At 68.8% G+C, this 23,576-nt stretch carries 19 protein-coding genes; 6 read left to right on the forward strand and 13 right to left on the reverse strand.

What is annotated here, in order from left to right; translation table 11 throughout:
- Positions 1-35: 35 nt before the first annotated feature.
- The 4 genes from CK240_RS13965 to CK240_RS13980 all read right to left on the reverse strand — a co-directional run bounded on the left by CK240_RS13965 (position 36) and on the right by CK240_RS13980 (position 4,233).
- On the reverse strand, positions 36-857 hold the full coding sequence (locus tag CK240_RS13965) for an ABC transporter ATP-binding protein (protein ID WP_167650058.1): 822 nt from the start codon (positions 855-857) through the stop codon (positions 36-38).
- On the reverse strand, positions 854-1,636 hold the full coding sequence (locus CK240_RS13970) for an ABC transporter ATP-binding protein (RefSeq protein ID WP_095640954.1): 783 nt from the start codon (positions 1,634-1,636) through the stop codon (positions 854-856). Before CK240_RS13970 ends, CK240_RS13965 begins: the two co-directional genes overlap by 4 nt.
- A gap of 107 nt (positions 1,637-1,743) precedes the next feature.
- Entirely contained in the window at positions 1,744-2,928 is a 1,185-nt protein-coding gene (locus tag CK240_RS13975; protein ID WP_095640955.1) for an ABC transporter substrate-binding protein, read from the reverse strand.
- Positions 2,929-3,048: 120 nt separating this feature from the next.
- Positions 3,049-4,233, reverse strand: coding sequence for an ABC transporter substrate-binding protein (locus CK240_RS13980; protein ID WP_095640956.1), 1,185 nt, complete (start codon positions 4,231-4,233; stop codon positions 3,049-3,051).
- Positions 4,234-4,419: 186 nt separating this feature from the next.
- Here CK240_RS13980 and CK240_RS13985 point away from each other — a divergent pair, with 186 nt between their 5' ends.
- Positions 4,420-5,847: a class II 3-deoxy-7-phosphoheptulonate synthase gene (locus CK240_RS13985; protein ID WP_095640957.1), complete on the forward strand. Its 1,428-nt coding sequence runs from the start codon at positions 4,420-4,422 to the stop codon at positions 5,845-5,847.
- Between the two features lie 34 nt (positions 5,848-5,881).
- Here CK240_RS13985 and CK240_RS13990 read toward each other — a convergent pair whose 3' ends face one another.
- Together CK240_RS13990 and CK240_RS13995 are read right to left on the reverse strand one after the other, a co-directional pair.
- The gene (locus tag CK240_RS13990; RefSeq protein ID WP_095640958.1) at positions 5,882-6,598 is read right to left on the reverse strand and encodes a PAS domain-containing protein; all 717 of its coding nucleotides are present in this window, start codon (positions 6,596-6,598) and stop codon (positions 5,882-5,884) included.
- A gap of 73 nt (positions 6,599-6,671) precedes the next feature.
- Positions 6,672-7,241 carry a LabA-like NYN domain-containing protein gene (locus CK240_RS13995; protein ID WP_095640959.1) on the reverse strand — a complete coding sequence of 190 codons (570 nt, stop codon included), beginning with the start codon at positions 7,239-7,241 and terminating at the stop codon, positions 6,672-6,674.
- Here CK240_RS13995 and folK point away from each other — a divergent pair.
- From folK to CK240_RS14015, 4 genes are all read left to right on the forward strand, one after another.
- On the forward strand, positions 7,241-7,846 hold the full coding sequence (gene folK / locus CK240_RS14000; protein ID WP_095640960.1) for a 2-amino-4-hydroxy-6-hydroxymethyldihydropteridine diphosphokinase: 606 nt from the start codon (positions 7,241-7,243) through the stop codon (positions 7,844-7,846). The two genes, CK240_RS13995 and folK, sit on opposite strands and share 1 nt — an antisense overlap.
- Before the next feature lie 64 nt (positions 7,847-7,910).
- Positions 7,911-8,267, forward strand: coding sequence for a DNA-directed RNA polymerase subunit omega (gene rpoZ, locus CK240_RS14005; protein ID WP_095640961.1), 357 nt, complete (start codon positions 7,911-7,913; stop codon positions 8,265-8,267).
- A gap of 29 nt (positions 8,268-8,296) precedes the next feature.
- The gene (locus CK240_RS14010) at positions 8,297-10,417 is read left to right on the forward strand and encodes a RelA/SpoT family protein (protein WP_095640962.1); all 2,121 of its coding nucleotides are present in this window, start codon (positions 8,297-8,299) and stop codon (positions 10,415-10,417) included.
- 142 nt (positions 10,418-10,559) lie between these two features.
- On the forward strand, positions 10,560-11,183 hold the full coding sequence (locus CK240_RS14015) for a DUF2062 domain-containing protein (protein ID WP_095640963.1): 624 nt from the start codon (positions 10,560-10,562) through the stop codon (positions 11,181-11,183).
- 2 nt (positions 11,184-11,185) lie between these two features.
- Here the strand turns inward: CK240_RS14015 and CK240_RS14020 are convergent, their stop codons facing one another.
- From CK240_RS14020 to gltX, 3 genes are all read right to left on the reverse strand, one after another.
- Complete coding sequence (locus CK240_RS14020; protein WP_095641000.1) at positions 11,186-12,496, reverse strand: NAD(P)/FAD-dependent oxidoreductase; 1,311 nt, start codon at positions 12,494-12,496, stop codon at positions 11,186-11,188.
- A gap of 75 nt (positions 12,497-12,571) precedes the next feature.
- Complete coding sequence (gene gltA / locus CK240_RS14025; protein WP_095640964.1) at positions 12,572-13,864, reverse strand: citrate synthase; 1,293 nt, start codon at positions 13,862-13,864, stop codon at positions 12,572-12,574.
- 53 nt (positions 13,865-13,917) lie between these two features.
- On the reverse strand, positions 13,918-15,309 hold the full coding sequence (gltX, locus tag CK240_RS14030; RefSeq protein WP_095640965.1) for a glutamate--tRNA ligase: 1,392 nt from the start codon (positions 15,307-15,309) through the stop codon (positions 13,918-13,920).
- Positions 15,310-15,414: 105 nt separating this feature from the next.
- On the opposite strand from gltX, the gene CK240_RS14035 reads away from it, so the two are divergent.
- The gene (locus tag CK240_RS14035) at positions 15,415-17,742 is read left to right on the forward strand and encodes a ComEC/Rec2 family competence protein (protein WP_095640966.1); all 2,328 of its coding nucleotides are present in this window, start codon (positions 15,415-15,417) and stop codon (positions 17,740-17,742) included.
- Between the two features lie 206 nt (positions 17,743-17,948).
- Here CK240_RS14035 and wecB read toward each other — a convergent pair whose 3' ends face one another.
- Genes wecB through CK240_RS14055 form a run of 4 tightly spaced genes read right to left on the reverse strand, consistent with a single transcriptional unit; the run spans position 17,949 to position 23,557 of the window.
- Positions 17,949-19,049, reverse strand: coding sequence for a non-hydrolyzing UDP-N-acetylglucosamine 2-epimerase (gene wecB, locus CK240_RS14040; RefSeq protein ID WP_095640967.1), 1,101 nt, complete (start codon positions 19,047-19,049; stop codon positions 17,949-17,951).
- Complete coding sequence (locus CK240_RS14045) at positions 19,046-19,975, reverse strand: sulfotransferase family 2 domain-containing protein (protein WP_095640968.1); 930 nt, start codon at positions 19,973-19,975, stop codon at positions 19,046-19,048. The genes wecB and CK240_RS14045 overlap by 4 nt, the downstream gene beginning before the upstream one ends.
- A 24-nt stretch (positions 19,976-19,999) precedes the next feature.
- Entirely contained in the window at positions 20,000-22,054 is a 2,055-nt protein-coding gene (locus CK240_RS14050) for a glycosyltransferase (protein WP_095640969.1), read from the reverse strand.
- A gap of 15 nt (positions 22,055-22,069) precedes the next feature.
- Positions 22,070-23,557, reverse strand: a complete 1,488-nt coding sequence (locus CK240_RS14055; RefSeq protein ID WP_095640970.1) for a hypothetical protein — start codon at positions 23,555-23,557, stop codon at positions 22,070-22,072.
- Positions 23,558-23,576 lie beyond the last annotated feature (19 nt).

Below are 23,576 nucleotides of genomic sequence, written 5' to 3' on the forward strand. Positions count from 1 at the left end.
TGCAGGCAGGGCCTGTCTGTTACGTCCCGCCATTGTCAGCCCCCCAGGAAGGTGCGGCGCACCTCGGGGTCGGCCATCAGCTGGGCCCCGGTGCCTGTATAGCGGTTGGCGCCCTGCACCAGCACATAGCCGATGTCGGCGATTTCCAGCGCCTGCTTGGCGTTCTGTTCCACCATCAGGATGGAAATGCCCGTGCGCGCGATCTCGATGATGCGGTCGAAAAGCTCGTCCATGACGATGGGGCTGACGCCCGCGGTCGGCTCGTCCAGCATCAGCAGCTTGGGCTGGGTCATCAGCGCGCGGCCCACGGCGACCTGCTGGCGCTGGCCGCCCGACAACTCGCCCGCGTTCTGGCGGCGCTTGTCGGCGACGGCCGGGAACAGTTCATAGACCTGCTGCATCGTCTGGCGGAAATCGTCCCCGCGCAGGTAGGCGCCCATTTCCAGGTTCTCCTCGACCGTCATGGTCGGGAAGACGTTGGCGACCTGCGGCACGAAGCCCATGCCCGCCTTGACGCGGTCCTGCGGGTTCAGTGCGGAAATGTCCTGCCCGTCCAGCCGGACGCTGCCCTCGCGCAGGTTCAGCATCCCGAAGATCGCCTTCATGGCTGTGGACTTGCCCGCGCCATTGGGGCCCACGATCACGGCGATCTGGCCCTTTTCGACGGCCAGCGTGCAGCCGTTCAGGATGTCGGCCTTGCCGTAGCCGCCGCGCATGTTCTCGCCGATCAGGAAGGGATCGCCGGTGCGGCCGGGCCGGGTCGGGCCGCTGTGGCGGCTGCCATCCGCCGTGCCGCCCGGGCGCGGGTTGACCACCGAGGCGTCACGGTTGCCGCGGTTGGCGAAAGGATCGCTCATGCCCCCACCATCGCCTTGTTCTTGAGGCCGCGGCCCAGATAGGCCTCGATCACCGCCTCGTTTTCCATGATGTGGGCGGCCGACCCCTGGGCCAGCACCTTGCCCTCGGCCATGACGATCACGGGATCGCAAAGCTTGCCGATGAAATCCATGTCATGCTCGATCACGCAGAAGGTATAGCCGCGTTCCTTGTTCAGGCGGATGATCGCGTCGGCGATCGTGCCCAGAAGGGTGCGGTTCACGCCGGCGCCGACCTCGTCCAGGAAGACGATCTTCGCCTCGACCATCATGCAGCGGCCGAGTTCCAGCAGCTTCTTCTGCCCGCCCGAAAGATTGCCGGCCTTTTCCTCGGCCACATGGCTGATCGTCAGGAAGTCCAGCACCTCGTCGGCGCGGGCGCGCAGGGCGCGTTCCTGATCGGCGATGCGCTTGCGCCCGAACCAGGTGTTCCACAGGCTTTCGCCCGACTGGCCCGGCGGCACCATCATCAGGTTCTCGCGCACCGACATCGAGGAAAACTCGTGCGCCATCTGGAAGGTGCGCAACAGGCCCTTGTGGAACAGCTCGTGCGGCGGCAGGCCGGTGATGTCCTCGCCATCCATGAGGACGCGGCCCGAGGTGGGCGGCAGCACCCCCGCGATCACGTTGAACAGCGTGGACTTGCCCGCGCCGTTCGGTCCGATCAGGCCGGTGATCGACCCGGTGCGGATCTGCAGGCTGGCGCCATCCACGGCCCGGAAGCCGCCGAAATGCCGGTGAAGGTCGTGGACCTCGATCATATGCCCCCCGTTTCGTCGGACACGTCCCATAAGGCAGGACTGCGCGTTTCGCCACGAAAAACGCAATGCGGCGCCTGTGGCAGGCGCCGCGGCCTTGCGTCAGGGGATCAGCGGGTGCGGACGGGGGTCAGCGTGCCGCCCTTGAACTCGACCTCGCGGTAGGAACCCGCGCTTTCGCCGGGCCCGACCAGTTCGACCGCCGAGGCGCCGACATAGTCGATGTCGGTTCCCGCCGCGACCAGTTCCAGCGCGCGGTCCAGCTGGCCGGGCATGATCTTTTCGCCCGGGGCATTGGCCACATCCATGACCTTGTCCTTGTAGACGCGCGGGTCGGTGGACTTGGCGGCCTGCATGGCCAGCAGGATCAGGGCCGCGGCATCGTAGGATTCCGCGGCAAAGGCGTCCGAGCCCTCGAAGCCCGCGTCGCGCGCCAGACCGATGAAGGCGTCGCGGCCCTCGCCCTCGGCCGAGGGGTTCTGACCGAAGGAATGTTCCAGTTCGGTCCCGAACTTGTCCACCAGCGCCTGCGTGACCATCCCGTCGGTGAAGACGAAGGTGTTGAAGGCGCCCGAGTCGAGCGCGCCGCGCACGATGCCCGAGCCGCCCTGGTCGACGTAGCCCGCGACGACCAGCGCCTCGCCGCCGGCGGCCGCCAAGGCCGCGACCTCGGCCGAATAGTCAGCCTTGCCATCGTCATGGGGCGCGGTGATCGTGATGGTGCCACCCTTCTTGGCGAACGAGGCGGCGAAGGAATCGGCCAGCCCCTTGCCGTAGTCGTTGTTGGTGAAGGTCACGGCGACGTTCTTGATGCCGCGCTCGGTGATGATGTCGGCCATCACCTCGCCCTGGCGCGCGTCGGACGGCGCGGTGCGGAAGAAGAAGCCCTGATCCTCGATGGTGCTGAGCGCGGGCGAGGTCGCGGACGGGGCGATCATCACCATGCCGTTCGGCACGGCCACCCGTTCGAGGCTGGCGATCGTCTCGCCCGAACACATGCCGCCGACGATGCCGTTCACCTTTTCCGAGGTGACCAGCCTTTCGACCGCCGTGACCGAGGCGGCCGCGTCGGCGCAGGTGTTGTCGGCCTGAACGATCGTCACCTTGCCGCCGTCCAGCAGCTTGCCCGAGCCGCTGGCCTCCTTCGCGGCCAGTTCGGCGCCCTTCAGCATCGAGGGCGCCATGGATTCCAGCGGCCCGGTGAAGCCCAGCGACACGCCCAGCCGGACATCCTGGGCTAGGGCCCCGCCCGCGGTCAGCGCGATGGCGGCGGTTGCGATCAGCAGTCGGTTCATCTTGTCGTCTCCCTGTGGTGCGCGTCCCGATCGTTCGTCGCCGGGATCGCGCATGGTCCTGCCGCGGGATGCGGCAGGCATGAAGAACCCCGGCCGAGGCGACCCGGCCGGGGCAAAGGATCAGCGCATGCCGACGACGTTCATCTGGCCGCCCTTGAAGTCGACCTCGCGGTAGGTGCCCGCGCTTTCGCCGGGCTCGACCAGCTCGACCGCCGAGGCGCCGTCATAATCGATGTCGGTGCCCGCCGCGATCAGCTCCAGCGCGCGGCCGATCTCGCCCGCGCTGATCTTTTCGCCCGGGGCGTTGGCCACGTCCATGACCTTGTCCTTGTAGACGCGCGGATCGGCCGAGCCGGCCGCCTGCATGGCCAGCAGGATCAGGGCCGCGGCGTCGTAGGATTCGCCCGCAAAGGCCGAGGTGCCGTCGAAGCCAGCGGCGGTCGCAAGATCGTTGAACTTCGTCCGGCCCTCGCCCTCAGACGAGGGGTTCTGCCCGAACGAGGTTTCCAGTTCCGCGCCGAAGCGGTCCACCAGCCCCTGCGCGACCATGCCGTCCGGCAGGATGAAGGTGTCGAATGCACCCGCGTCCAGCGCGCCCCGCATGATGCCCGAGCCGCCCTGGTCGACGTAGCCCACGACGGCCAGCGCATCGCCGCCAGCGGCCGCAAGGGCCGCGACCTCGGCCGAATAGTCGGCCTTTCCGTCATCATGGGCCTGCAGCATCGTCACCGTGCCGCCCTTGGCCTCGAACGCCGACTTGAAGGATTCGGCCAGGCCCTTGCCATAATCGTTGTTGGTATGGGTGATGGCGACCGATTTCGCGCCGCGCTCCAGCGCGATGTCGGCCATCACCTCGCCCTGGCGAGCGTCCGACGGAGAGGTGCGGAAGAAGAACCCGCCATCCTCAAGATCCGTCAGCGCGGGCGAGGTGGCCGAGGGCGAGATCATCACCATGCCGTTCGGCACGCCCACGCGTTCCAGGCTGGCGATCGTCTCGCCCGAGCACATCCCGCCCATGATGCCGTTGACCTTCTCGGCCGTGACCAGGCGCTCCACCGCCGCAACCGCCGCCGCGGCGTCCGCGCAGGTGTTGTCGGCGCGCGCCGCCGTCACCTTCGAGCCGTTCAGGAACTTGCCCGAGGCGTTGGCTTCCTCGATCGCCATCTCGGCGCCCTTCGCCATGTTGGGCGACATCGATTCCAGCGGCCCCGTGAAGCCCAGAGACAGGCCGATCTTGACGTCCTCGGCAAAGGCGCCACCCGCGCCTAGGGCGATGGCCGCCGTGGCCAACATCAGCTTCTTCATTCAGTCTTCTCCCTGATCGGACCGGGGTCCTTCGCAGGGGACAGTAGGACGGCGTTTTTTGAAAGGAAAGCGTGTCGTTCGAGGGACGGCCGACGGGTATGGGCACTTGCGTGACAAGCCGCGCGGCGAAGGCTTTATTCCTTGTGCCCTGGCCCTTATAACCCTGCAATCCGCAGGAGAAGAGCCATGCCGCAGCAGACGCCCGACATCGACCGCAACGCCCGCGCCACCCTGCGCGGCGACGACTGGCAGCGCGGCAGCTGGCGGACCCGCCCGCGCGTGCAGATGCCGGACTATCCCGACGCGCAGGCCCTTGCCGGGGTCGAGGCGCAGCTGGCCAAGTTCCCGCCGCTGGTCTTCGCCGGCGAGGCGCGCCGGCTCAAGGCGCAGCTGGCCGATGTGGCGCAGGGCCGCCGCTTCCTGTTGCAGGGGGGCGACTGCGCCGAAAGCTTCGCCGAATTCTCGGCCGACAACATCCGCGACACCTTCAAGGTGATGCTGCAGATGGCCGTGGTGCTGACCTGGGGCGCGCAGCTTCCCGTGGTCAAGGTGGGCCGCATGGCGGGGCAATTCGCCAAACCCCGCAGCGCGCCGACCGAGACGATGGAGGGCCTCGAGCTGCCCAGCTATCGCGGCGACATCATCAACGGCTTCGACTTCACGGCCGAGGCGCGGGTGCCCGACCCCGCCCGGATGCTGCAGGCCTATACGCAGGCGGCGGCCTCGCTGAACCTGCTGCGGGCCTTCTCGACCGGCGGCTATGCCGACATCCACCGGGTGCAGAGCTGGATCGCCGATTTCACCGACGGGCCCGAGGCCGCGCGCTACCGCGACATCGCCGACCGGATTTCCGACGCGATGGCCTTCATGCAGGCGGCGGGCGTGACCTCGGAAACCGCGCATGAGCTGGGCACGGTCGAGTTCTACACCAGCCACGAGGCCCTGCTGCTGGAATACGAGGAGGCGCTGGCCCGGATCGATTCCACCACCGGCCTGCCGGTCGCGGGTTCCGGCCACATGCTGTGGATCGGCGACCGCACGCGGCAGGTCGATGGCGCGCACGTGGAGTTCTGCCGGGGCGTCCAGAACCCGGTCGGGCTGAAATGCGGCCCCTCGATCTCGACGGACGACCTCAAGGCGCTGATCGCGAAGCTGAACCCGCAGAACGAGGCGGGCCGGCTGACTCTGATCGCACGCTTCGGCGCAGGCACCGTGGGCGATCACCTGCCGCGCCTGATCCGCGCGGTGCAGGAGGAAGGCGCCAACGTCGTCTGGTCCTGCGACCCGATGCACGGCAACACGATCAAGTCGGCCTCGGGCTACAAGACGCGTCCCTTCGACTCGGTCCTGCGCGAGGTGCGCGAGTTCTTCCAGGTCCATGCGGCCGAAGGCACCGTGCCGGGCGGCGTCCATTTCGAGATGACCGGCCGTGACGTGACCGAATGCACCGGCGGCGTGCGGGCGATCACCGACCACGACCTGTCGAACCGCTATCACACGGCCTGCGACCCGCGCCTGAACGCCAGCCAGTCGCTGGAACTGGCATTCCTGGTGGCCGAGGAACTGCGCGCCCGCCGCACCGGAACCCCCGTCCGGCTGCGCGACGCAAGCTGAAACGAAAAAGGCGCCCCGAGATGGGGCGCCGCTTTCAGTCGTTCGAGATGACCCGGAAGCGCGCGCGGCGTTCCTCGGGTGTTTCCTCCTCGAGGACCGGAAGGCGCGGCGCCGGGCGCCAGGTCGCGGGCGGCTCGGCCATCCCGAGGGCGGAAGGCGAGGGGACCAGGACCCGCCCGCCCTCGATCACCGCGTCGGCCCGTTCCGCACCCAGGTCGAAACGGCGGGGCACGGCCCCGACCTCTCCAACGGACACAAGGCATCCCAGCGCCCGCGTGACATCGCCCAGGTCCGAGCGCAGCGGCAGCAGCAGCAGCTTGCCCGTCAGTTCGGGGCGGCCATAGCCTGCGGGCGAGATCAGGTCGGCCTCGACGATCTGCGGTCCCTGGAAGACGGTCTCAAGCACATCCGACAGCCGCCCGCGGAATCCGGGGTTCATCAGGGCACAGAGCGGCATCCCTCGGGCTTCCATGCCTAACAGGTCGATCAGGTGCTTTCCCGCAAGCCTGAAACGCGCGGCACCCGGCGCGATACGTTCCAGGATGAAGGCGAAGTCCAGCGTGGCCTGCAGCCCCAGCGGCGTGACATCCGCGCGCGAGGGGATCGAGCGCCCCTGCCGCAGCGAGGACCAGTAGGCGCGCATCTCGGCGATCACGCGCCCCGGCTGAGGCTGGCCGAAGTCCGACAGACGCAGCACGCGGTCAGGTGTTCCGGCCGTCTCCCTTCCTTCGTCCTCGATCATCCCCTGCATCCCTTTTACGGCAAGTCTCTGATAACACACAAACCCGCTGGGCGTCCCGCCAAAGCTTGACGGAAGGTTAAGTTCAGGTCTCGGTTGTGGGCGCGGCGGCAGGCTCGCGCGGCTCGCGCGGCGGGCGGCCGATGATGTCGCGCAGCGCGTCCAGTTCGATGAAATTGTCGGCCTGCCGGCGCAGTTCGTCCGCGATCATGGGAGGCTGGCTGCGCATGGTGGACACGACCGACACCCGGACACCCTGCCGCTGCAGGGCCTCGACCAGCGGGCGGAAGTCGCCGTCGCCGGAAAACAGGACCGCATGGTCCAGGCGCGGCGCAAGCTCCATCGCGTTGACGGCCAGTTCGATGTCCATGTTGCCCTTGACCCGGCGGCGGCCCATCGAGTCGGTGTATTCCCGCGCGGGCTTGGTCACGATCGTGTAGCCGTTGTAGTTCAGCCAATCGATCAGCGGGCGGATCGGGGAATACTCCTCGCTTTCCAGCAGCGCGGTGTAGTAGTAGGCGCGGATCAGCTTGCCGCGACGCTCGAACTCTTGCCGCAGCAGCTTGTAGTCGAGGTCGAATCCCAGCGACTTCGCGGCAGCATGCAGATTCGAGCCGTCGATAAACAGCGCCAATCGGTCATCCTTGTAGAACAATGGCTTGCCCCATCAATCTTCATTCATCGGAATATGGTCGACAGACCCTAGCCCTGGTCGCACTGGGCGGGAACCTGTTTTCTTCGACAGGTTCGCCGGCACAGACCCTGTGCGCGGCTCTCCGCGCATTGCCCGGCGAAGGGCTGAAACCCGTGGCGGTAAGCCGCTTCTGGCGCTCGCCCGCCTATCCGCCGGGCAGCGGGCCGGACTACGTCAATGCCGCCGCCGTGGTCCGCACCACGCTTGACCCCCAGGGCACGTTGACGGCGTTGCACGGGATCGAGATGCGACTGGGACGCACCCGCGACGGAGGACGCTGGCAGGCACGGGCCATCGACCTCGATCTTCTGGCGATGGGTGACGCCGTCCTGCCCCACGCGGCGACGCAGGACCTGTGGCGCGCCTTGCCGCCCGACCGGCAGAGGCAGGTGGCCCCCGGAGAGCTGATCCTGCCGCATCCCCGCATGCAGGACCGGGCCTTCGTGCTGGCGCCGCTGGCCGAGGTCGCGCCCTCGTGGCGCCATCCGCGCACGGGGCAGACAGTGGCGCAGATGCTGGCCGCCCTGGACCGGGCGGCACTTGAGGGCCTGACGCCTCTGGGTTGACTTTTGGCGCCCGGGCTTCCACTTATGCCACCTTGCTCTTACAGCCGATTCGCAGAGGTGTTGCATGGCACGCGTAACCGTCGAGGACTGCGTCGACAAGGTTCCGAACCGCTTTGACCTGGTGATGCTTGCCGCCCACCGCGCCCGCGAGATCGCCTCGGGCGCGCCGCTGTCCGTGGACCGCGACAACGACAAGAACCCCGTCGTCGCCCTGCGCGAGATCGCCGACGAGACCCAGCCGGTGGATGAGCTGCGCGAGCGGATGATCGAGCAGACCCAGACCCAGATCGAGGTCGATGAGCCGGAAGAGGACGCCATGGCGCTGCTTCTGGGCGCCGAGGTCGACCGGCCCAAGCCCGCCGACGAGGAATCCGAGGAGCGGATGCTGCGCATGATGCTGGAAGCGCAGGGCCGCAACTGAACGGCGGGCTGAGCGGGACGGATCTTCGATTGGACAAGTTCGACGTCGAGGATCTGATCGCGCTTGTCCGCAACTACAACCCGCGGACCAACACCGACCTGATCCGGCAGGCCTTCGACTATGGCCGCCGGATGCACGAGGGCCAGTTCCGTCAGTCGGGCGAGCCCTATTTCACCCATCCCGTCGCCGTCGCCGCCATCCTGACCGAGATGCGGCTGGACGACGCGACCATCGTCACCGCGCTGCTGCACGACACGATCGAGGACACGCGCTCGACCTGGGCGGACGTGGCGCAGCTGTTCGGGCGCGAGATCGCCGACCTGGTGGACGGTGTCACCAAGCTGACCAACCTGCAGCTGTCGGGCGCCCATTCCAAGCAGGCGGAAAACTTCCGCAAGCTCTTCATGGCCATGTCCCGCGATCTTCGCGTGATCCTGGTCAAGCTGGCGGACCGGCTGCACAACATGCGCACGATCAAGTCGATGCGCCCGGAAAAGCAGGTCCAGAAGGCGCGCGAGACGATGGAGATCTATGCGCCGCTGGCCGGGCGCATGGGCATGCAGTGGATGCGCGAGGAGCTTGAGGACCTTGCCTTCAAGGTCCTGAACCCCGAGGCGCGCAATTCCATCATCCGCCGCTTCGTGACGCTGCAGAAGGAAAACGGCGACGTCATCCCGCAGATCACCGGCGACATCCGCGCCCTGCTGGAAGCCGAGGGGATCGAGGCCACCGTCTTCGGCCGCGCCAAGAAGCCCTACAGCGTGTGGCGCAAGATGCAGGAAAAGCAGCTGAGCTTCAGCCGCCTGTCCGACATCTACGGCTTCCGCATCATCACCCGCAGCGAATCCGACTGCTACCGGACGCTGGGGATCATCCACCGCAAGTGGCGGATGGTGCCGGGGCGCTTCAAGGACTATATCAGCCAGCCCAAGTCGAACGGCTACCGCTCGATCCACACCACCGTCTCGGCCCGCGACGGCACCCGCGTCGAGGTGCAGATCCGCACCCGCGCCATGCACGAGGTGGCCGAGGCAGGGGTGGCCGCGCACTGGGCCTATCGCGACGGGGTGCTGAGCAAGAACCCCTTCGCCGTCGATCCGGGCGAATGGCTCGCCTCGCTGACCGAACGCTTCGGCGAGGAGGATCACGACGAGTTCCTCGAGCACGTCAAGCTCGAGATGTATCAGGACCAGGTGTTCTGCTTCACGCCCAAGGGCGACGTGATCCAGTTGCCCAAGGGGGCGACGCCCATCGACTTCGCCTATGCGATCCACACGCGGCTGGGAAACAGCTGCGTCGGGGCGAAGGTGGACGGCATCCGGGTGCCGCTGTGGACGCGGCTGAAGAACGGGCAGTCCGTGGACATCATCGCGGCCTCGGGCCAGCGACCGCAGGCGACCTGGCTGGACATCGTGGCGACCGGCCGCGCCAAGGCCGCGATCCGGCGGTCCCTGCGCGAAGAGGACCGTTCGCGCTTCATCCGGCTGGGGTCGGAACTGGTGCGCGTGGCCTTCGAGGCGGTGAACCGCAAGGTCACCGACAAGGCGCTGCGCGCCGCCGCAAAGGCCCTGGCGCTGCCGGATGCGGACGAGATGCTGGCCCGCATCGGTTCGGCCGAACTGTCGGCGCGGCAGGTGGTGGGCGTCCTGTATCCCGACCTTGCCCCGGCCGAGGCCGAGATCGATCCGTCCCGCGCCGTGGCCGGGCTGGAAGCCGACCGCGAACTGACCCGCGCCCCCTGCTGCGACCCCCTGCCGGGAGAGCGGATCGTCGGCATCACCTATCGTGGCAAGGGCGTGGTGATCCATGCGATCGACTGCCCCGTGCTGGCCGATTTCGAGGACCAGCCCGCGCGCTGGGTGGACCTGCGCTGGCGCGAGGGCAGGCATCCGCCGCTCTATTCTTCGAAGCTGAGCCTGACGATCCGCCATGACGCGGGCGTGCTGGGACGGATCTGCACGCTGATCGGCGCGCAAGGGGCCAACATCTCGGATCTCGAGTTCCTGGACCGCAAGCCCGACTTCTACCGCCTGCGGATCGAGGTCGACCTGCGCGACCTCGAGCATCTGCACGCGCTGCTGACGGCGCTCGAGGCGGAAAGCGACGTGGCCCAGGTTTCCCGTATCCGGGACGAGACCGCACGGGTCTGACAGGCCGTCAGGCGCATTGCGCCCGGCCTGCCCTCCGGCACATTTGTCCGGCGGGACGGGTGGGGCAGGTTGTGCTGCCGTCCTCGGGCTGTTTCACTTGGCCCCGGATCGGTTCAGGTTCGGGTTCGGGGGAGACGGGCCGGTGTTCAAGCGCAAGCCACGCAGCTATCTCCAGATGGCGGGAGAGTTCGTCTACCCGCGCGGGGGCTGGTCGCGGGCGGTGCAGTATGTGGCGCACCGCATGGGCCGGCTGCCCGACCAGCCGCACCGGATCGCGCGCGGCTTCGCGGCGGGCACCTTCATCAACTTCACGCCGCTGTTCGGCTTTCACCTGCTGGGGGCGCTCGGGCTGGCCTGGGCGCTGCGGGGCAACCTGCTGGCGGCGGTGCTGGGAACCTTCATCGGCAACCCGCTGACAATCCCCTTCATGGCCATGATCTCGATGGCGCTCGGCCGCTGGATGCTGGGGGTCGATGGCAGCCTGGCGCCCGCCGCGATCCTGGGCGCCTTTGCCTCGGCCGGGCGGCAGCTGACCCATAACTTCATGTCCCTTTTCGATGGGCGGGTGGCGCAGTGGGACCAGTTGCAGACTTTCTTCCACGCCATCTTCCTGCCCTATCTGGTGGGCAGCATCGTTCCGGGGCTGATCTCGGCGCTGATCGCGCATTACCTGACCGTCCGTGTGGTCGAGGGCTATCAGCGCCACCGCGCCGCCAGGATGCTGCGGCGCACGGCCGGTCAGGCGCGAAAGGACAAGGGCGCCTGAGCTCAGACGCCCACACGGTCGCGCAGGGAATACCAGCTCATTCCCGCGACCAGCAGCGGCCATCGCAGGCCCGCGCCGCCCGGGAAGGGGCGCGAGGGCAGGGCCGCCATGGCGTCGAACCCCTCGGACTGGCCCATGACCGCCTGCGCCATCAGCTTGCCGGCGAGGTTCGACAGCGCGAGGCCGTGGCCGGAATAGCCGCTGGCCGACAGGCAGTTCGGCGCGGGGCGGGCGAAATGCGGCATCCGGTTCAGCGTGATCGCCAGCGTGCCCCCCCAGGCATGGGTGATCCTCACGCCCTTGAGCTGGGGATAGACCTGCTCGAGCGGCTTGCGGACCTTGGCGGCGATATCCCGGGGGAAGCGATAGCCCAAGTTCTCGCCCCCGCCGAAGACCAGCCGCCGGTCGTCGCTGAGCCGCCAGTAGTTCACGACGAAGCGCGTGTCGTGGACGGCCACGTTCTCGCCCAGGATCTCGTCGGCGCGGGCGCCCAGCGGCTCGGTCGCAACGACGAAGTTGTTGATTGGCATCACCCGCGCCGCCACGCCCTCGTCCAGGCGGCCGAGATAGCCGTTCGCGGCCAGGATGAGGTGATCACAGAGAACCCGGCCCGTGCCGGTCTGCACGATGGTCTTCTCGCCCGCCCGCGCCGCATGGCGGATCGCGTGGACGTGGCTGCCCTCGTGGATGCGCACGCCCGCCGCGGCTGCAAGGCGCGCGAGGCCCAGGGACAGTGCCAGCGGATCGAGGTGCCCCGCGCCCCTGTCCACGTCGCCGCCGACGTAAAGGGGCGACTTGACCAGCGCGCGCAGGCCCGGCCGGTCCAGCGGCTGGACAAGGGGATAGCCGTAGTCGCGCGCCAGCCGTTCGGCGTTCTGGCGGGCATGGGCGGCTTCGCGCGCCGTCCGCGCGGCATGGGCGATGCCGTCATGGACCGCGACGCCCGCCTCGGCGGCATAGGCGCGCGCCAGTGCCTTGGCCTCTTCGGCCATGTCCCACAACCGCCGCGCGGCCTCGCGGCCCGCCAACCGTTCAAGCTCGTCCACCTCGAGCCGCTGACCGGACCCGAGCTGCCCTCCGTTCCGACCAGAAGCGCCGAAGCCCACCCGCTGCGCTTCCAGCAGCACGACCTGCCGTCCCGCACGGGCCAGCGTCAGCGCCGCCGACAGGCCCGTGTAGCCGCCGCCAACCACGACCGCATCCGCCCTCGACTCGCCGCGCAGACGGGGTAAGGGGGCAAGGGGCGGGTTCTGTTCGGCATAAAGGCTGCGCGGGTATTCCCCGCGCCGGTCATTGGCAAACAGCAGGTTCATCGCGGCCTCGGCTTCGACACTCATGGAAAAGGGGCCGCGAGGGCCCCTTCTGCCGTCCGTCCGGGCAGGACCGCCTCAGCGGTCGGCGACGGGCACGTAGTCCCGGCGGTCCTGGCCGACATACAACTGGCGCGGACGGCCGATCTTGCTGTCCGGGTCGCCCAGCATCTCGGTCCACTGGCTGATCCAGCCCACGGTGCGGCTGAGGGCGAAGATAGGCGTGAACATCGCGGTGGGGAAGCCCATCGCCGACAGGATGATGCCCGAATAGAAGTCCACGTTCGGGTAAAGCTTCTTCTGGACGAAGTATTCGTCCTCCAGCGCGATCCGCTCAAGCTCCTTGGCGACCTGCAGCGTCGGGTTGTCCTCGATGCCAAGGATGCCCAGCACTTCGTCCGCCGATTCCTTCATGATCTTCGCGCGCGGGTCGAAGTTCTTGTAGACGCGGTGGCCGAAGCCCATCAGGCGGAAGGGATCGTCCTTGTCCTTGGCGCGCTTGATGTATTCGGGGATGCGGTCGACGGTGCCGATCTCCTGCAGCATCTCGAGGCAGGCCTGGTTGGCGCCGCCATGCGCGGGGCCCCACAGGCAGGCGATGCCCGCCGCGATGCAGGCGAAGGGGTTGGCGCCCGAGGAGCCGGCCAGGCGCACGGTCGAGGTCGAGGCGTTCTGCTCGTGGTCCGCGTGCAGCATCATGATGCGGTCCATCGCGCGGGCCAGCGCCGGATCGACCTTGTATTCCTCGGCCGGGACCGAGAAGCACATGTGCAGGAAGTTGGACGCGTAATCCAGTTCGTTGCGCGGGTAAACGAAGGGCTGGCCGATCGAGTACTTGTAGGCCATGGCCGCGATCGTCGGCAGCTTGGCGATCAGGCGGATCGAGGCGACCTCGCGGTGCCAAGGATCGTTGATGTCGAGGCTGTCGTGGTAGAAGGCCGACAGCGCGCCGACCACGCCCACCATGGTCGCCATCGGGTGGCTGTCGCGGCGGAAGCCCCGGAAGAAGTAGTGCATCTGCTCATGCACCATCGTGTGGCGCGTGACGCGGTTCTCGAAGTCTTCCATCTGCTTGGGGGTCGGCAGATCGCCGTAAAGCAGCAGATAGGCAGTCTCGAGGTGGTGGCCGTGGAGAGCCAGCTGCTCGATCGGATAGCCGCGGTACCACAGCTCGCCCTTGTCGCCGTCGATATAGGTGATGGCGCTGGCGCAGGATGCGGTCGAGGTGAAGCCGGGGTCGAAGGTGAACACATCGGCCTGGCCGTAGAGCTTGCGGATATCGACGCAGTCCGGGCCCACGGTCGGGGTCAGGACCGGGAGGTCGAGTTCCTTGTCGTTAACGATGATCCGGGCAGTCTTCGCTTCGGCCATCACTCAGTCCTTCTCGCCAGTGGCCCGAACCGGGCCGATAAGGTCGGGGTCTCTCACGCCGTGGCGTCTGCCAGGCGGGCGAGCGTTTCGTCGCGGCCCAGGGCCAGCATCATGTCGAATACGCTGGGGGTCGTGGTGCGGCCGGCCAGAGCGGCCCGCAGGGGTGCCGCGATCTTGCCCAGACCGACGCCGTGCGACTCGGCCATGCGCTGGGCCGCTGCCTCCAGATCGTCTCGCGTCCAATTAACATGCTGCGTCGCAGCGGTCAAATCTTTGAGTATACCAACGGATACCGGATCAAGCGCCGCGCGCGCCTTGTCATCCGCCGCGACTGGCCGGTCGATCAAGGCGAATCGTGCCTGATCAAGCAGTTGCGGCAGGGTGCGAGCCTTCTGCTTCAGCACGCCCAGCGCAGGCGTCAGGCGCTGCAACTGCACGGGCGACAGGGCAGGCTGGTCCGTGGCCTTCAGGAAGGCGGCCAGTTCCGCCAGCAGGGCCTCGTCGCTCATGGCCGCGATATGGTGGCCGGACACATGCTCCAGCTTCTTGAAGTCAAGCCGCGCAGGCGCCTTGCCGATGCCGCCCAGGTCGAACCATTCCATCGCCTGCGCGTCATCGAACAGCTCGTCGTCGCCATGGCTCCATCCCAGCCGCGCGAGATAGTTGCGCATAGCTGCCGCCGGGTATCCGAGCGCGGCATATTCATGCAGGCCGACCGCGCCGTGGCGCTTGGACAGCTTCTTGCCGTCCGTGCCGTGGATCAGCGGGATATGCGCGAAGACCGGCAGGTCCCAGCCATTCGCCGCATAAACCTGCGCCTGCCGCGCCGCGTTGGTCAGGTGGTCGTCACCGCGGATGATATGCGTGACACCCATGTCGTGGTCGTCCACCACCACCGCGTGCATGTAGGTCGGCGTCCCGTCCGAGCGCAGCAGCACCATGTCGTCCAGCTGGTCGTTGCGGAAGGTCACGTCCCCCTGCACCGCGTCATGGATGACCGTGACCCCCTCGCGCGGCGCCCGCAGGCGGATCGCAAAGGGCGCGTCGGGCCGGGTCGAGGGGTCCGAGTCCCGCCAAGGGCTGACGAAGGGCTGGTTCGGGTTCGCGGCGCGCCAGGCCTCGATCTCGGCGGGCGTGGTGTAGCAGGGATAGGCGGTGCCCGCCTCCATCATCTGCCGTGCCACCTCGGCATGTCGGTCGGCGCGGGCGAACTGGCTGACGGGTTCGCCGTCCCAGTCGAGGCCGAGCCAGGTCAGCCCTTCCAGGATCGCCTGCGTGGCCTCGGGGGTGGACCGGGCGCGGTCCGTGTCCTCGATCCGCAGCAGGAACTTGCCGCCGCGGCCGCGGGCGAACAGCCAGTTGAACAGGGCCGTGCGCGCGCCCCCGATGTGCAGATAGCCCGTGGGCGAGGGCGCAAAGCGGGTGACGACGGGGGATTGGGGCATGGCGGGTCCTGCTGCAGGTCGGTCGGGCGGTCGTTAACCTTTCGGAAAGGACCGCGAGGATAGGGTTGCGGCAGGGATAAGCGACGAGGATGGGGAAGGACAAGGTTGACGGCAACCGACGCGGCACCTTCGGACGGGCGGTTGCGGGCCGGGTGGCAGGCGCTGAGGGCCGCGCTGATGGCGCGCGGGACCGTGCACACTCTGCCCACGGCCGAGCGGGTGACCCGCGCGGGTCTGCTGGTCTGGGCGCCGGTGCTGGTTGCAATCGGGGTGGGCGGCTGGTTCCTGCTGCACGTCGAACCGGACCTGCCGCATTACGCCTTGGCCTTGGGGGGGGCGCTGGCGGCGCTGGGGCTGGCGTGGCTGGCACCGCGCCGGGCGATGGCGGGGCGGCTCGACTGGGACAGGGCCGACCTGCTGCGCCTTGCCGGGCTGGGACTGGCGCTGGTGCTGACGGGGTTCCTCGCGGCGGGGCTGCGGCTGCATCTCGTGGCGGCCCCGGTGATGGATTACCGCTACTACGGCCCCGTCGAGGGCCGCGTGGTCCAGATCGACCGTTCCGCCCGCGACCGGATGCGGGTGACGCTGGACCGCGTGACCTTGCGCGACACCGCGCCCGCGCGGACGCCGGAACGCGTGCGGCTGTCCCTGACCGGCGACATCCCGCTGCCGCAGGTGGGCAGCCGGGTCATGCTGACGGGCCATCTCGGCCCGCCGACGGGCCCTGCCGAGCCGCATGGCTTCGACTTCCGCCGCGCGGCCTTCTTCGATGGGCTGGGCGCAGTCGGCTATACCCGCAACCCCATCCTGACCGTCGAGCGCGCGCCCACGCGCCGCCTGGACGCGACCGCCGTGCGGCTGGCGCTGTCGGCCGCGATGCAGCGCGGGATCGGCGGGCAGGAGGGCGCGGTCGCGGCGGCCCTGATGACGGGTGACCGCTCGGGCATCGCAGAGGCCACGAACCAGCTGATGCGCGACTCGAACCTGTACCACATCGTCTCGATCTCGGGCCTGCACATGAGCATGCTCGCGGGCTTCGTTTATGCCGCGCTGAGGCTGGCCCTGGCGGGAGTGCAGGCGGTCGGCCTTCTGGTGGGACGGCCGGTGCACAAGCTCGCGGCGCTGGTCGCGCTGGTGGTGGCGACCGCCTACCTGTGGCTTTCGGGGGGCGGGGTGCCGACCGAGCGCGCCTGGCTGATGGTCGCGGTGATGCTTGTGGCGGTGCTGGCCGACCGCCGCGCGATCTCGCTGCGCACCGTTGCGCTGGCGGCGCTGGTGATCCTGCTTGTCGCACCCGAGGCGCTGGTGACGCCCGGCTTCCAGATGAGCTTTGCCGCCACCTCTGCGCTGATCCTGCTGTTCCCCGCATGGTCGCGCCGGGCGCAGGCCCTGCCTTGGGTCCTGAGGGGCGTCGCGCTGCTGGTGATCTCGTCCCTGATCGCGGCGCTGGCGACCTCGCCGCTGGCGGCAGCCTATTTCAACCGCTCGGCGCAATACGGGATGGTGGCGAACCTGCTGGTCGTGCCGGTGATGGGTGCGCTGGTCATGCCCGCGGGCGTGATCGCCGCTCTGCTTGCGCCTGTGGGGCTGGCGACGCCTGCGCTGTGGCTGATGGGACTTGGCACTCGCTGGATGCTGCATGTGGCCGAGCTTGTGACCGGCTGGGGCGGTGCGGTCGTCACGGTGACCGCGCCCCACTGGGCGGCGGTGCCCCTGGGCGGGACCGGTGTGACGGTCGCGCTGCTGGCGCTGCATGGCGCGCGTGGCCAACTGTCGCGCATCGTTGCCGCGCTGGCCAGGATGATGGTCCTGGCGGGGGCGCTGGTCTGGATGACAACCGAGCGCCCTCATCTTCTGATCGCCGGGGACGGCAGCGCCGTGGGGCTGATGACAGCTGCCGGACGGGTTCTGTCGAAGCCTGTCGGGGCCTTCGTCGCCGACAGCTGGCTGCGCGCGGATGGCGACCTTGCCACCGCCGAGGCGGCCGCGGCGCGCCCCGGCTGGCAAGGTGAGAAGGGCGCCCGTCAGGCCAGCCTTGGCGGTCTGCGGATCGTGCACCTTTCCGGCAAGGGCGCGGGCGAGCGGCTTGCGCAGGCCTGCACCAAGGACGCCATCGTCATCCTCGCGGCGCCTGCGCCGGAAGGAGAGGGGCGGGACTGCCTGCTGCTGGACCAGTCCCGTCTTGCCCGCAGCGGCGCCCTGGCCGGCTGGCTTGAAAATGGACAGATGCGCTGGACCAGCGACCGGACGTCAGTGGGCGCGCGGCTGTGGACCTCTCCCGCCGTGCGGCGCGCGTGGGGTCTGAACGGAACCCGCAGGCTTGCGGGAGAGAGAGCAAGCGCGCCGGAGGAGAACGCGGGCGCGGCGACTGCGAAGGTGAAAGGTGGACGCGCCGAGCAGGAGAAGAGGGAGAGCGAAAGAGGGAACCCCTGATCTGGAGGGGCGAGGGGTGGCGGACAAGCCGGACGGGCAGATGGTCCTGCCCCTCCACCCTGCACGGCGTGGCCCCCGGTCCGCTTCGGATCGCGTGGTTCCGTGCGAAGCCGTGGATTTCCTTGGCGCGGGCAAGGGCGGGGTCGCCCTGAGGTGTCGCCTGCACAGGCGGTCACCGCCCCCGGCGGCCCCGCAGCCCCGCGGCCTTACAGCAGGTCGCGGCGCAGGGTCTCGACGATCCGGCCAGCCGCCTTCCCGTCCCCGTAAGGGGACTCGCGCCGGGCCATTGCGGCATAGGCGGCAGGATCGTCCAGCAGCTCCTGCGCCGCAGCACGGATCGGCTCGGCCCGGGTGCCCACCAGCCTGGTGACGCCGGCCTCGACCGCCTCGGGCCGCTCGGTCGTTTCGCGCAGCACCAGGACCGGCTTGCCGAGGGCCGGGGCTTCCTCCTGCACGCCGCCCGAGTCCGACAGGATCAGGGTCGCGGCCTTCATCGCCGCCACGAAGGCGGTGTAGTCCAGCGGCTCGCACAGGATGACGCGATCCATGGCGCCGAAGCGCTCGCGGACGATGCCGCGGACGTTCGGGTTGTGATGGACCGGCAGCACCATCTGCACGTCCGGGTTGTCCGCCACCAGCCGCGCCAGCGCGTCGCAGATGCGCAGCAGGGGTTCGCCGAAGTTCTCGCGCCGGTGCAGCGTCATCAGGATCAGCCGCTTCGACGGGTCGAGGTCCAGCCCCGTGCCGGGGTCGGTCGCCGCGACATGGTAAAGCGCGTCGATCACCGTGTTGCCGGTGACATGGACGTCGGCGGCGGGATAACCCTCGGCCAGCAGCTTGTCGGCGGCAAAGCGCGTGGGTGCGAAATGCCAGCGGGTCAGGTGGCTGGCCACGACCCGGTTCATCTCCTCGGGGAAGGGGTTCGCGATGTCGCCGGTGCGCAGGCCCGCCTCGACATGGCCGAAGGGGATGCGGTCGTAGAAGGACGCGAGCGCCGTGGCCAGCACCGTTGTCGTGTCGCCCTGCGCCAGGATTGCGTCGGGCCTCTCGGATGCAAGCACCTCTTCCAGCCGGATCAGCAGGCGGCCCGTCAGCCCGGTCAGCGTCTGGCCCGGCTGCATGATGTCCAGGTCGATGTCGGGGGTGATCCCGAAGACCTCGAGCACCTGGTCCAGCATCTGCCGGTGCTGCGCCGTGGCCAGCACCCGGCAGTCGAAATCGGGGTCGGCCTGCAGCGCCCGGATCACCGGGGCCATCTTGATCGCCTCGGGGCGGGTGCCGACGGTGCAGAGGATCTTCTTGGTCATACCCGGTGGTCCTGTTCGATCAGCGCGCAGGCGCGGTCATAAAGTGCGACGTCCTGCCGGTTGGCGTCGATCAGCCGGTCGCGCAGGGCAGGGGGCAGCGAGGACAGCATGGCCTCGACCCGTTGGGCCGTGCTGTCGGCGGCGGCATGGGTGACGTTGTGGCGCGTGTCCTCGGGCAGGCGCAGGGTCACGCCATGCTGCGCCAGGATGTCGCCGAAGCGGGCGACGTCCGCTTCGAAATGCTCGGTCCGGCCCAGAAGTTCGACGCTGGCCACCGTTCGCAGGGCTGCGCCGAGGTCGTAAACGATACCCTCTTCGGTGCGCGCGTGGACGGGACGAAGGCGGAACTGGCAGGCGAAGAAGCGCGTCTGCGCATTCGAGATGTTGCCGATGTCGGCGGCCGAGCCGAGGCAATAGTCGATCCAGCCCGCCAGGTCATGCGCGCGCGCGGCATCGCCCGCCGAGGTGACGTCGAACTCGGGCGCGGGCAACGGCTCGGGCGGGGGCAGCTTGTCGTCGGGAAGGCCGGGGTTTTGGGCGCGCTGCATCTCAAGCGCTTGCCGCGCCAGTTCGGCCCTGAGGTCCGCCGGGGACAGCGATCCCAGCGGCGTGCCGTCCGGGCGTTCGGGCCCGCGCTTGAAGCGGTAGATCGAGGCGATGCGCAGGAACGGATTGCGCACGAAGATCGCGGCCAGCGCGCGATAATCCAGCGAACTGGGCGGCGGCAGCATGATCTGATGGGACGAGAAGGCGACCGCGTTGAGGCGGCGCATGATGATGCGGTCCAGTTGTTCCTGGTCGATGGTGAAGAACGGGAAGGGGCCGTCGAACAGTTCGTGCCGGTCGCCGAAGTTGTGCGTCAGCACGTGGTCGAAGGACGTGCCCGCGTTCTTGTAGATGTGGTAATGAATGATGACGGTGCGCATGGGCTGAGCTTTCGGCCGGCTGCGTCAGCGCGCGCCGGGCAGGCTGGCGGGCGGGCGGCTGTCCCGATAGCGGTGCGGCACCCACTTGCCCCAGCGTTCCTCGAACAGCGCGCGGTTCCTATCGAACAGCTGCTGCTTCTCGCCCGAGGGCAGCGCGTTGAACGTGGCCGACAGGTGGTGGTGGCAGAAGGCGTCTTCGGCCAGCGCGGTCACCAGACCCGCCTGGTGGAAGGTGGCGCAGTGGTCGTCGTCCTCGAACATGCCGCGTCCGTAGATTTCGGGCAGGTGGCCCAGCCGGTCCAGGTCCGCGCGGCGGAACATGGCGCAGAAATAGGCACAGACCGGGATGGGGGTCCATTGTCCCCGGTGGCCGGTCGCGAGGTCGCGTGCCGCGCGGGCCATGGCGTCCATGTCGGCATAGGCGATCTCGATCCGCGCCTCGTTGCCGATGTTGTTGGTCATGGGGCCGACGATGCCGACCTCGGGGTTGCGCTGGAGGTGGCGGACCATCGCCAGAAGCGCGCCGGGTGCCAGGAACGTGTCGTTGTTCAGCAGCAGCACGAACTCGCCCGTGGCGGCCTCGATGCCACGGTTGTTGCCGCGGGCGAAGCCCAGGTTTTCTCCGTTCTCGACCAGGACGATCCGGTCGTCGCCGGCCGCGCGGGCCCGCAGGATGTCCAGCACCTCGGGCGTCGAGCCGTTGTCCACAAGCACGACTTCCAGGTTCGGATAAACGTCGCCGCGCCCCAGCATCGCGTGCAGCGTGGCCAGGGTCATGTCGGTGTCCGCACCGTAGTGCAGGACGATCACGGACAGCTTCGGCTCGTGCCGCATCTCGGCCAGCATGTCGGCGGCACGGAAGGACCAGGCGTTGTCCAGCGCGTACTGGCGCAGGCGCTGGCCGAAATCCGCATCGCGCGCCAAGGGGGCGGCGTGGCGGATCTGGGCGGCGAAAGCGAGGGCGTCGTCGGCGCGGAACACCAGCTCGCCCGCGCGGTCGAGTTCGGGCAGCGACGTCGAGACCGTCGGCCGCATCACCGCCGAATATTCGTAGAACTTGACCGGGTCGCAGGCCTTGATAATCGGCAGCAGCTGGAAGGGGATGATCAGCACGTCCATCTGCCGGTGGAAGGCGGGGACGTCGCCGTAGGGGATCTCGCCGTGCAGCGTGACGTTGGGCAGGTTCCCCAGCCGCAGCGGGGCCTCGGCCGTGACCGCGCCGCACAGGTGGATGTCGAAATCGGGGTTGGCGCGGGCCACCGCTTCCAGCAGGTCGGTGTGGAACCATTCCGCGATGGCGCCGACATAGCCCACGCGGATCGTGCCGGGCTTCAGCTTGCCCGTCAGCCAGCCGGGCGCCTGGGCCTGGCTGTCGTCGATGAAGTGGCTGACGTCCGTGCCGTTGCGGACCATCACCACGTCGCGGATCGGGCTGAACTTGTCGAACAGGTACTGCGAGCTGACGACCATCTTGTCGGCCCGCGCGATCATGTCCAGCTCGGCTTCCAGCACATGCGGCTCGGTGTTGGAAAAGCCGCCGATGTCGTCCATGCAGTCGAAGGTGATCTGGTATTCGGGCGACAGGTGCCTGGCCAGGTTCCACCAGTAGGGATGTTCGATCACGACATGGGCCACGGGCGAGGCCGCGATGGCATCGGCCAGCGCGTGGAAGTGGTTGATCCAGGCGCGGGCCTGAGAAGGCGTGGGCACCCCGGTATAGGACTGAAGCCCCCGCATCCCCCGGTTCGGCAGTCGCACGACATGGACGCCCGGCGCCACCTCGCGCACGGTGCCCTCGCGCGGGTTCTGCTCCATTTCGATGTAGAAGACGCGGTGACCTTCCGCCGCCATGCGGGTGGCGAGGTGCTGGGGGCGCTGGATGCGGAAGTCCCAGTTGATGATCGACAGCACGAAGATGTCGGGCTTGTCGCCGGCCCGCGCCGGGACCGAGGCATAGCCGCCCGTGGCGGCGGGCTGCGCCTGGACGGGAGAGAAGGCGAGCGCGCGGGGGATGCCCCCCGGCACGGGCAGGCGGCGCTTCAGCCGCTCGACGGCGCCGCCCGGCAGCACGCGCCGCATGGACCGGCCCCCCAGTCAGTAAAGGCGGCGATAGATGGGCTTCAGAATGGTCTCACGCTCTTTCTCGAGGAAGGCGGCGGTCGTGGCGAGGGTCTGCTCGGTTGCCTGCAGATGCGCCTGCAGCTGCGCGGCGTGGTCCTGCAGTTCCTCGATGGTGGTCCAGCGGGCCTCGGCGATGTCCGCCATCTCGTCGCGCTGCGCCTCGGTGACAGCAAGCTGGGACTGCAGCATCCGGGCCTGCTCGCGCGCGGCATCCGCCAGCCCGACGATCTCGTTCCACCGGGCCTCGGTCGACCGCAACTGGGCCACGGCCTGATCGCGCTGCGCTTCGGTGGCCTGCAACTGGTTGTTGAGGGTGGCAAGGCCCTCGTCGCGCTGTGCCTCGGTCGCCCGCAGCTGCTCGGTCATCTCGGAGATGGCCTCGTCGCGCTGGGTCTCGGTGGCGCGCAGCTGCTCGCTCAGCCGTTCCAGGATGTCGTCGCGCTGGGCCTCGGTCGCGCGCAGCTGTTCGGTCAGCTCGGCAAGACCCTCGTCGCGCTGGTGTTCCGTCGCGCGGATGCGCTGGGCAAGGGCCTCGGCATCCGACAGCCGGTCCGCCACGTCGCGTTCCAATTGCGCCCGCCGCTGGTCCAGCGCCGCGATCTCGGTTTGGGTGTCGATGATCTGCTGGGCATAAGCGTCCTCGACGGCACGTGCGGCGCCCGACAGGGCGGCGAAGCGGTCGCGATATGGGTCAAGCTCGGCGATGCCCGGAACCTCGCCGCGTCCGGCGGCCTTGGCCAGCACGGCAAACAGGTCCAGCGCCAGCTGCTCGACCGGCCGCTCCGAGGCCGCGGCCTCGCCCCGGCCATGGACGGCATCGGGCAGAAAGGTTTCGGCCACGCGCGCTTGGGCGTCGGGGGGCAGGTCGTCCTGGAACAGTTCCGCGATTCGCGCGAGTGTTGGGGCAGGGTCGCCGGTCCAGTCGGGAAACAGGACCAGTTGGCGCGGCAGCCCTTCCGAGCCTTCGACCGATCCGAGCGTATGGTTGACCCAGGACAGCATCGCCGCATCCGCGCCGAAGCCGTTGCGGCGGGCGAGCGAGTGGGCGACCTCGCGCGGGTCGCGCAGGGCGATCAGGACCGCTGCCCGGACGCTACGGGCCTCAAGCCAGGCGCGCCACAGGGGAAGGGTCAGGGAAAGCCTGGGATCCTTCACCATGATGCGCGCCGCGTCGGCGAAGCTTTGTTCCACGGCCGCGTCCATGCGCGACAGCATCGCATCGTCGGGCGCGGGCAGGTCCACCGGGCCGATCCGCAGCCAGGACGACCCCCGTTCCGCCAGGATCGCGTCGTTCAGGGCGACGATGGCCTGCGGCTCGAAATGGCCCCGCGGGTTATCCTCGGCCGGGCCGCCCGCGTCGCGCGGAAGGGTGAACCCAAGGGCGCCGCAGCTTTCCCCGAGAAACGAGGTGCCGCTGCGGTGCATGCCCGCGATCAGCAGGGCGGTGGAGGGCTGGGACAAGGCTGGGATCCTGATGGCG

This window comes from Paracoccus salipaludis, assembly GCF_002287065.1.
Classification (GTDB): Bacteria; Pseudomonadota; Alphaproteobacteria; order Rhodobacterales; family Rhodobacteraceae; genus Paracoccus; species Paracoccus salipaludis.

What these genes read in the sequence shown, in the direction of transcription:
- CK240_RS13985 (WP_095640957.1), top strand. Translation starts at nt 4,420, where the DNA reads ATGCCGCAGCAGACGCCCGACATCGACCGCAACGCCCGCGCCACCCTG.
- CK240_RS13975 (WP_095640955.1), bottom strand. Translation starts at nt 2,928, where the DNA reads ATGAACCGACTGCTGATCGCAACCGCCGCCATCGCGCTGACCGCGGGC.
- rpoZ (WP_095640961.1), top strand. Translation starts at nt 7,911, where the DNA reads ATGGCACGCGTAACCGTCGAGGACTGCGTCGACAAGGTTCCGAACCGC.
- CK240_RS13970 (WP_095640954.1), bottom strand. Translation starts at nt 1,636, where the DNA reads ATGATCGAGGTCCACGACCTTCACCGGCATTTCGGCGGCTTCCGGGCC.
- gltA (WP_095640964.1), bottom strand. Translation starts at nt 13,864, where the DNA reads ATGGCCGAAGCGAAGACTGCCCGGATCATCGTTAACGACAAGGAACTC.
- CK240_RS14045 (WP_095640968.1), bottom strand. Translation starts at nt 19,975, where the DNA reads ATGCGCACCGTCATCATTCATTACCACATCTACAAGAACGCGGGCACG.
- CK240_RS13980 (WP_095640956.1), bottom strand. Translation starts at nt 4,233, where the DNA reads ATGAAGAAGCTGATGTTGGCCACGGCGGCCATCGCCCTAGGCGCGGGT.
- CK240_RS13990 (WP_095640958.1), bottom strand. Translation starts at nt 6,598, where the DNA reads ATGCAGGGGATGATCGAGGACGAAGGAAGGGAGACGGCCGGAACACCT.
- CK240_RS14050 (WP_095640969.1), bottom strand. Translation starts at nt 22,054, where the DNA reads ATGCGGCGCGTGCTGCCGGGCGGCGCCGTCGAGCGGCTGAAGCGCCGC.
- folK (WP_095640960.1), top strand. Translation starts at nt 7,241, where the DNA reads ATGGCTTGCCCCATCAATCTTCATTCATCGGAATATGGTCGACAGACC.
- gltX (WP_095640965.1), bottom strand. Translation starts at nt 15,309, where the DNA reads ATGCCCCAATCCCCCGTCGTCACCCGCTTTGCGCCCTCGCCCACGGGC.
- CK240_RS13965 (WP_167650058.1), bottom strand. Translation starts at nt 857, where the DNA reads ATGAGCGATCCTTTCGCCAACCGCGGCAACCGTGACGCCTCGGTGGTC.
- wecB (WP_095640967.1), bottom strand. Translation starts at nt 19,049, where the DNA reads ATGACCAAGAAGATCCTCTGCACCGTCGGCACCCGCCCCGAGGCGATC.
- CK240_RS14020 (WP_095641000.1), bottom strand. Translation starts at nt 12,496, where the DNA reads ATGAACCTGCTGTTTGCCAATGACCGGCGCGGGGAATACCCGCGCAGC.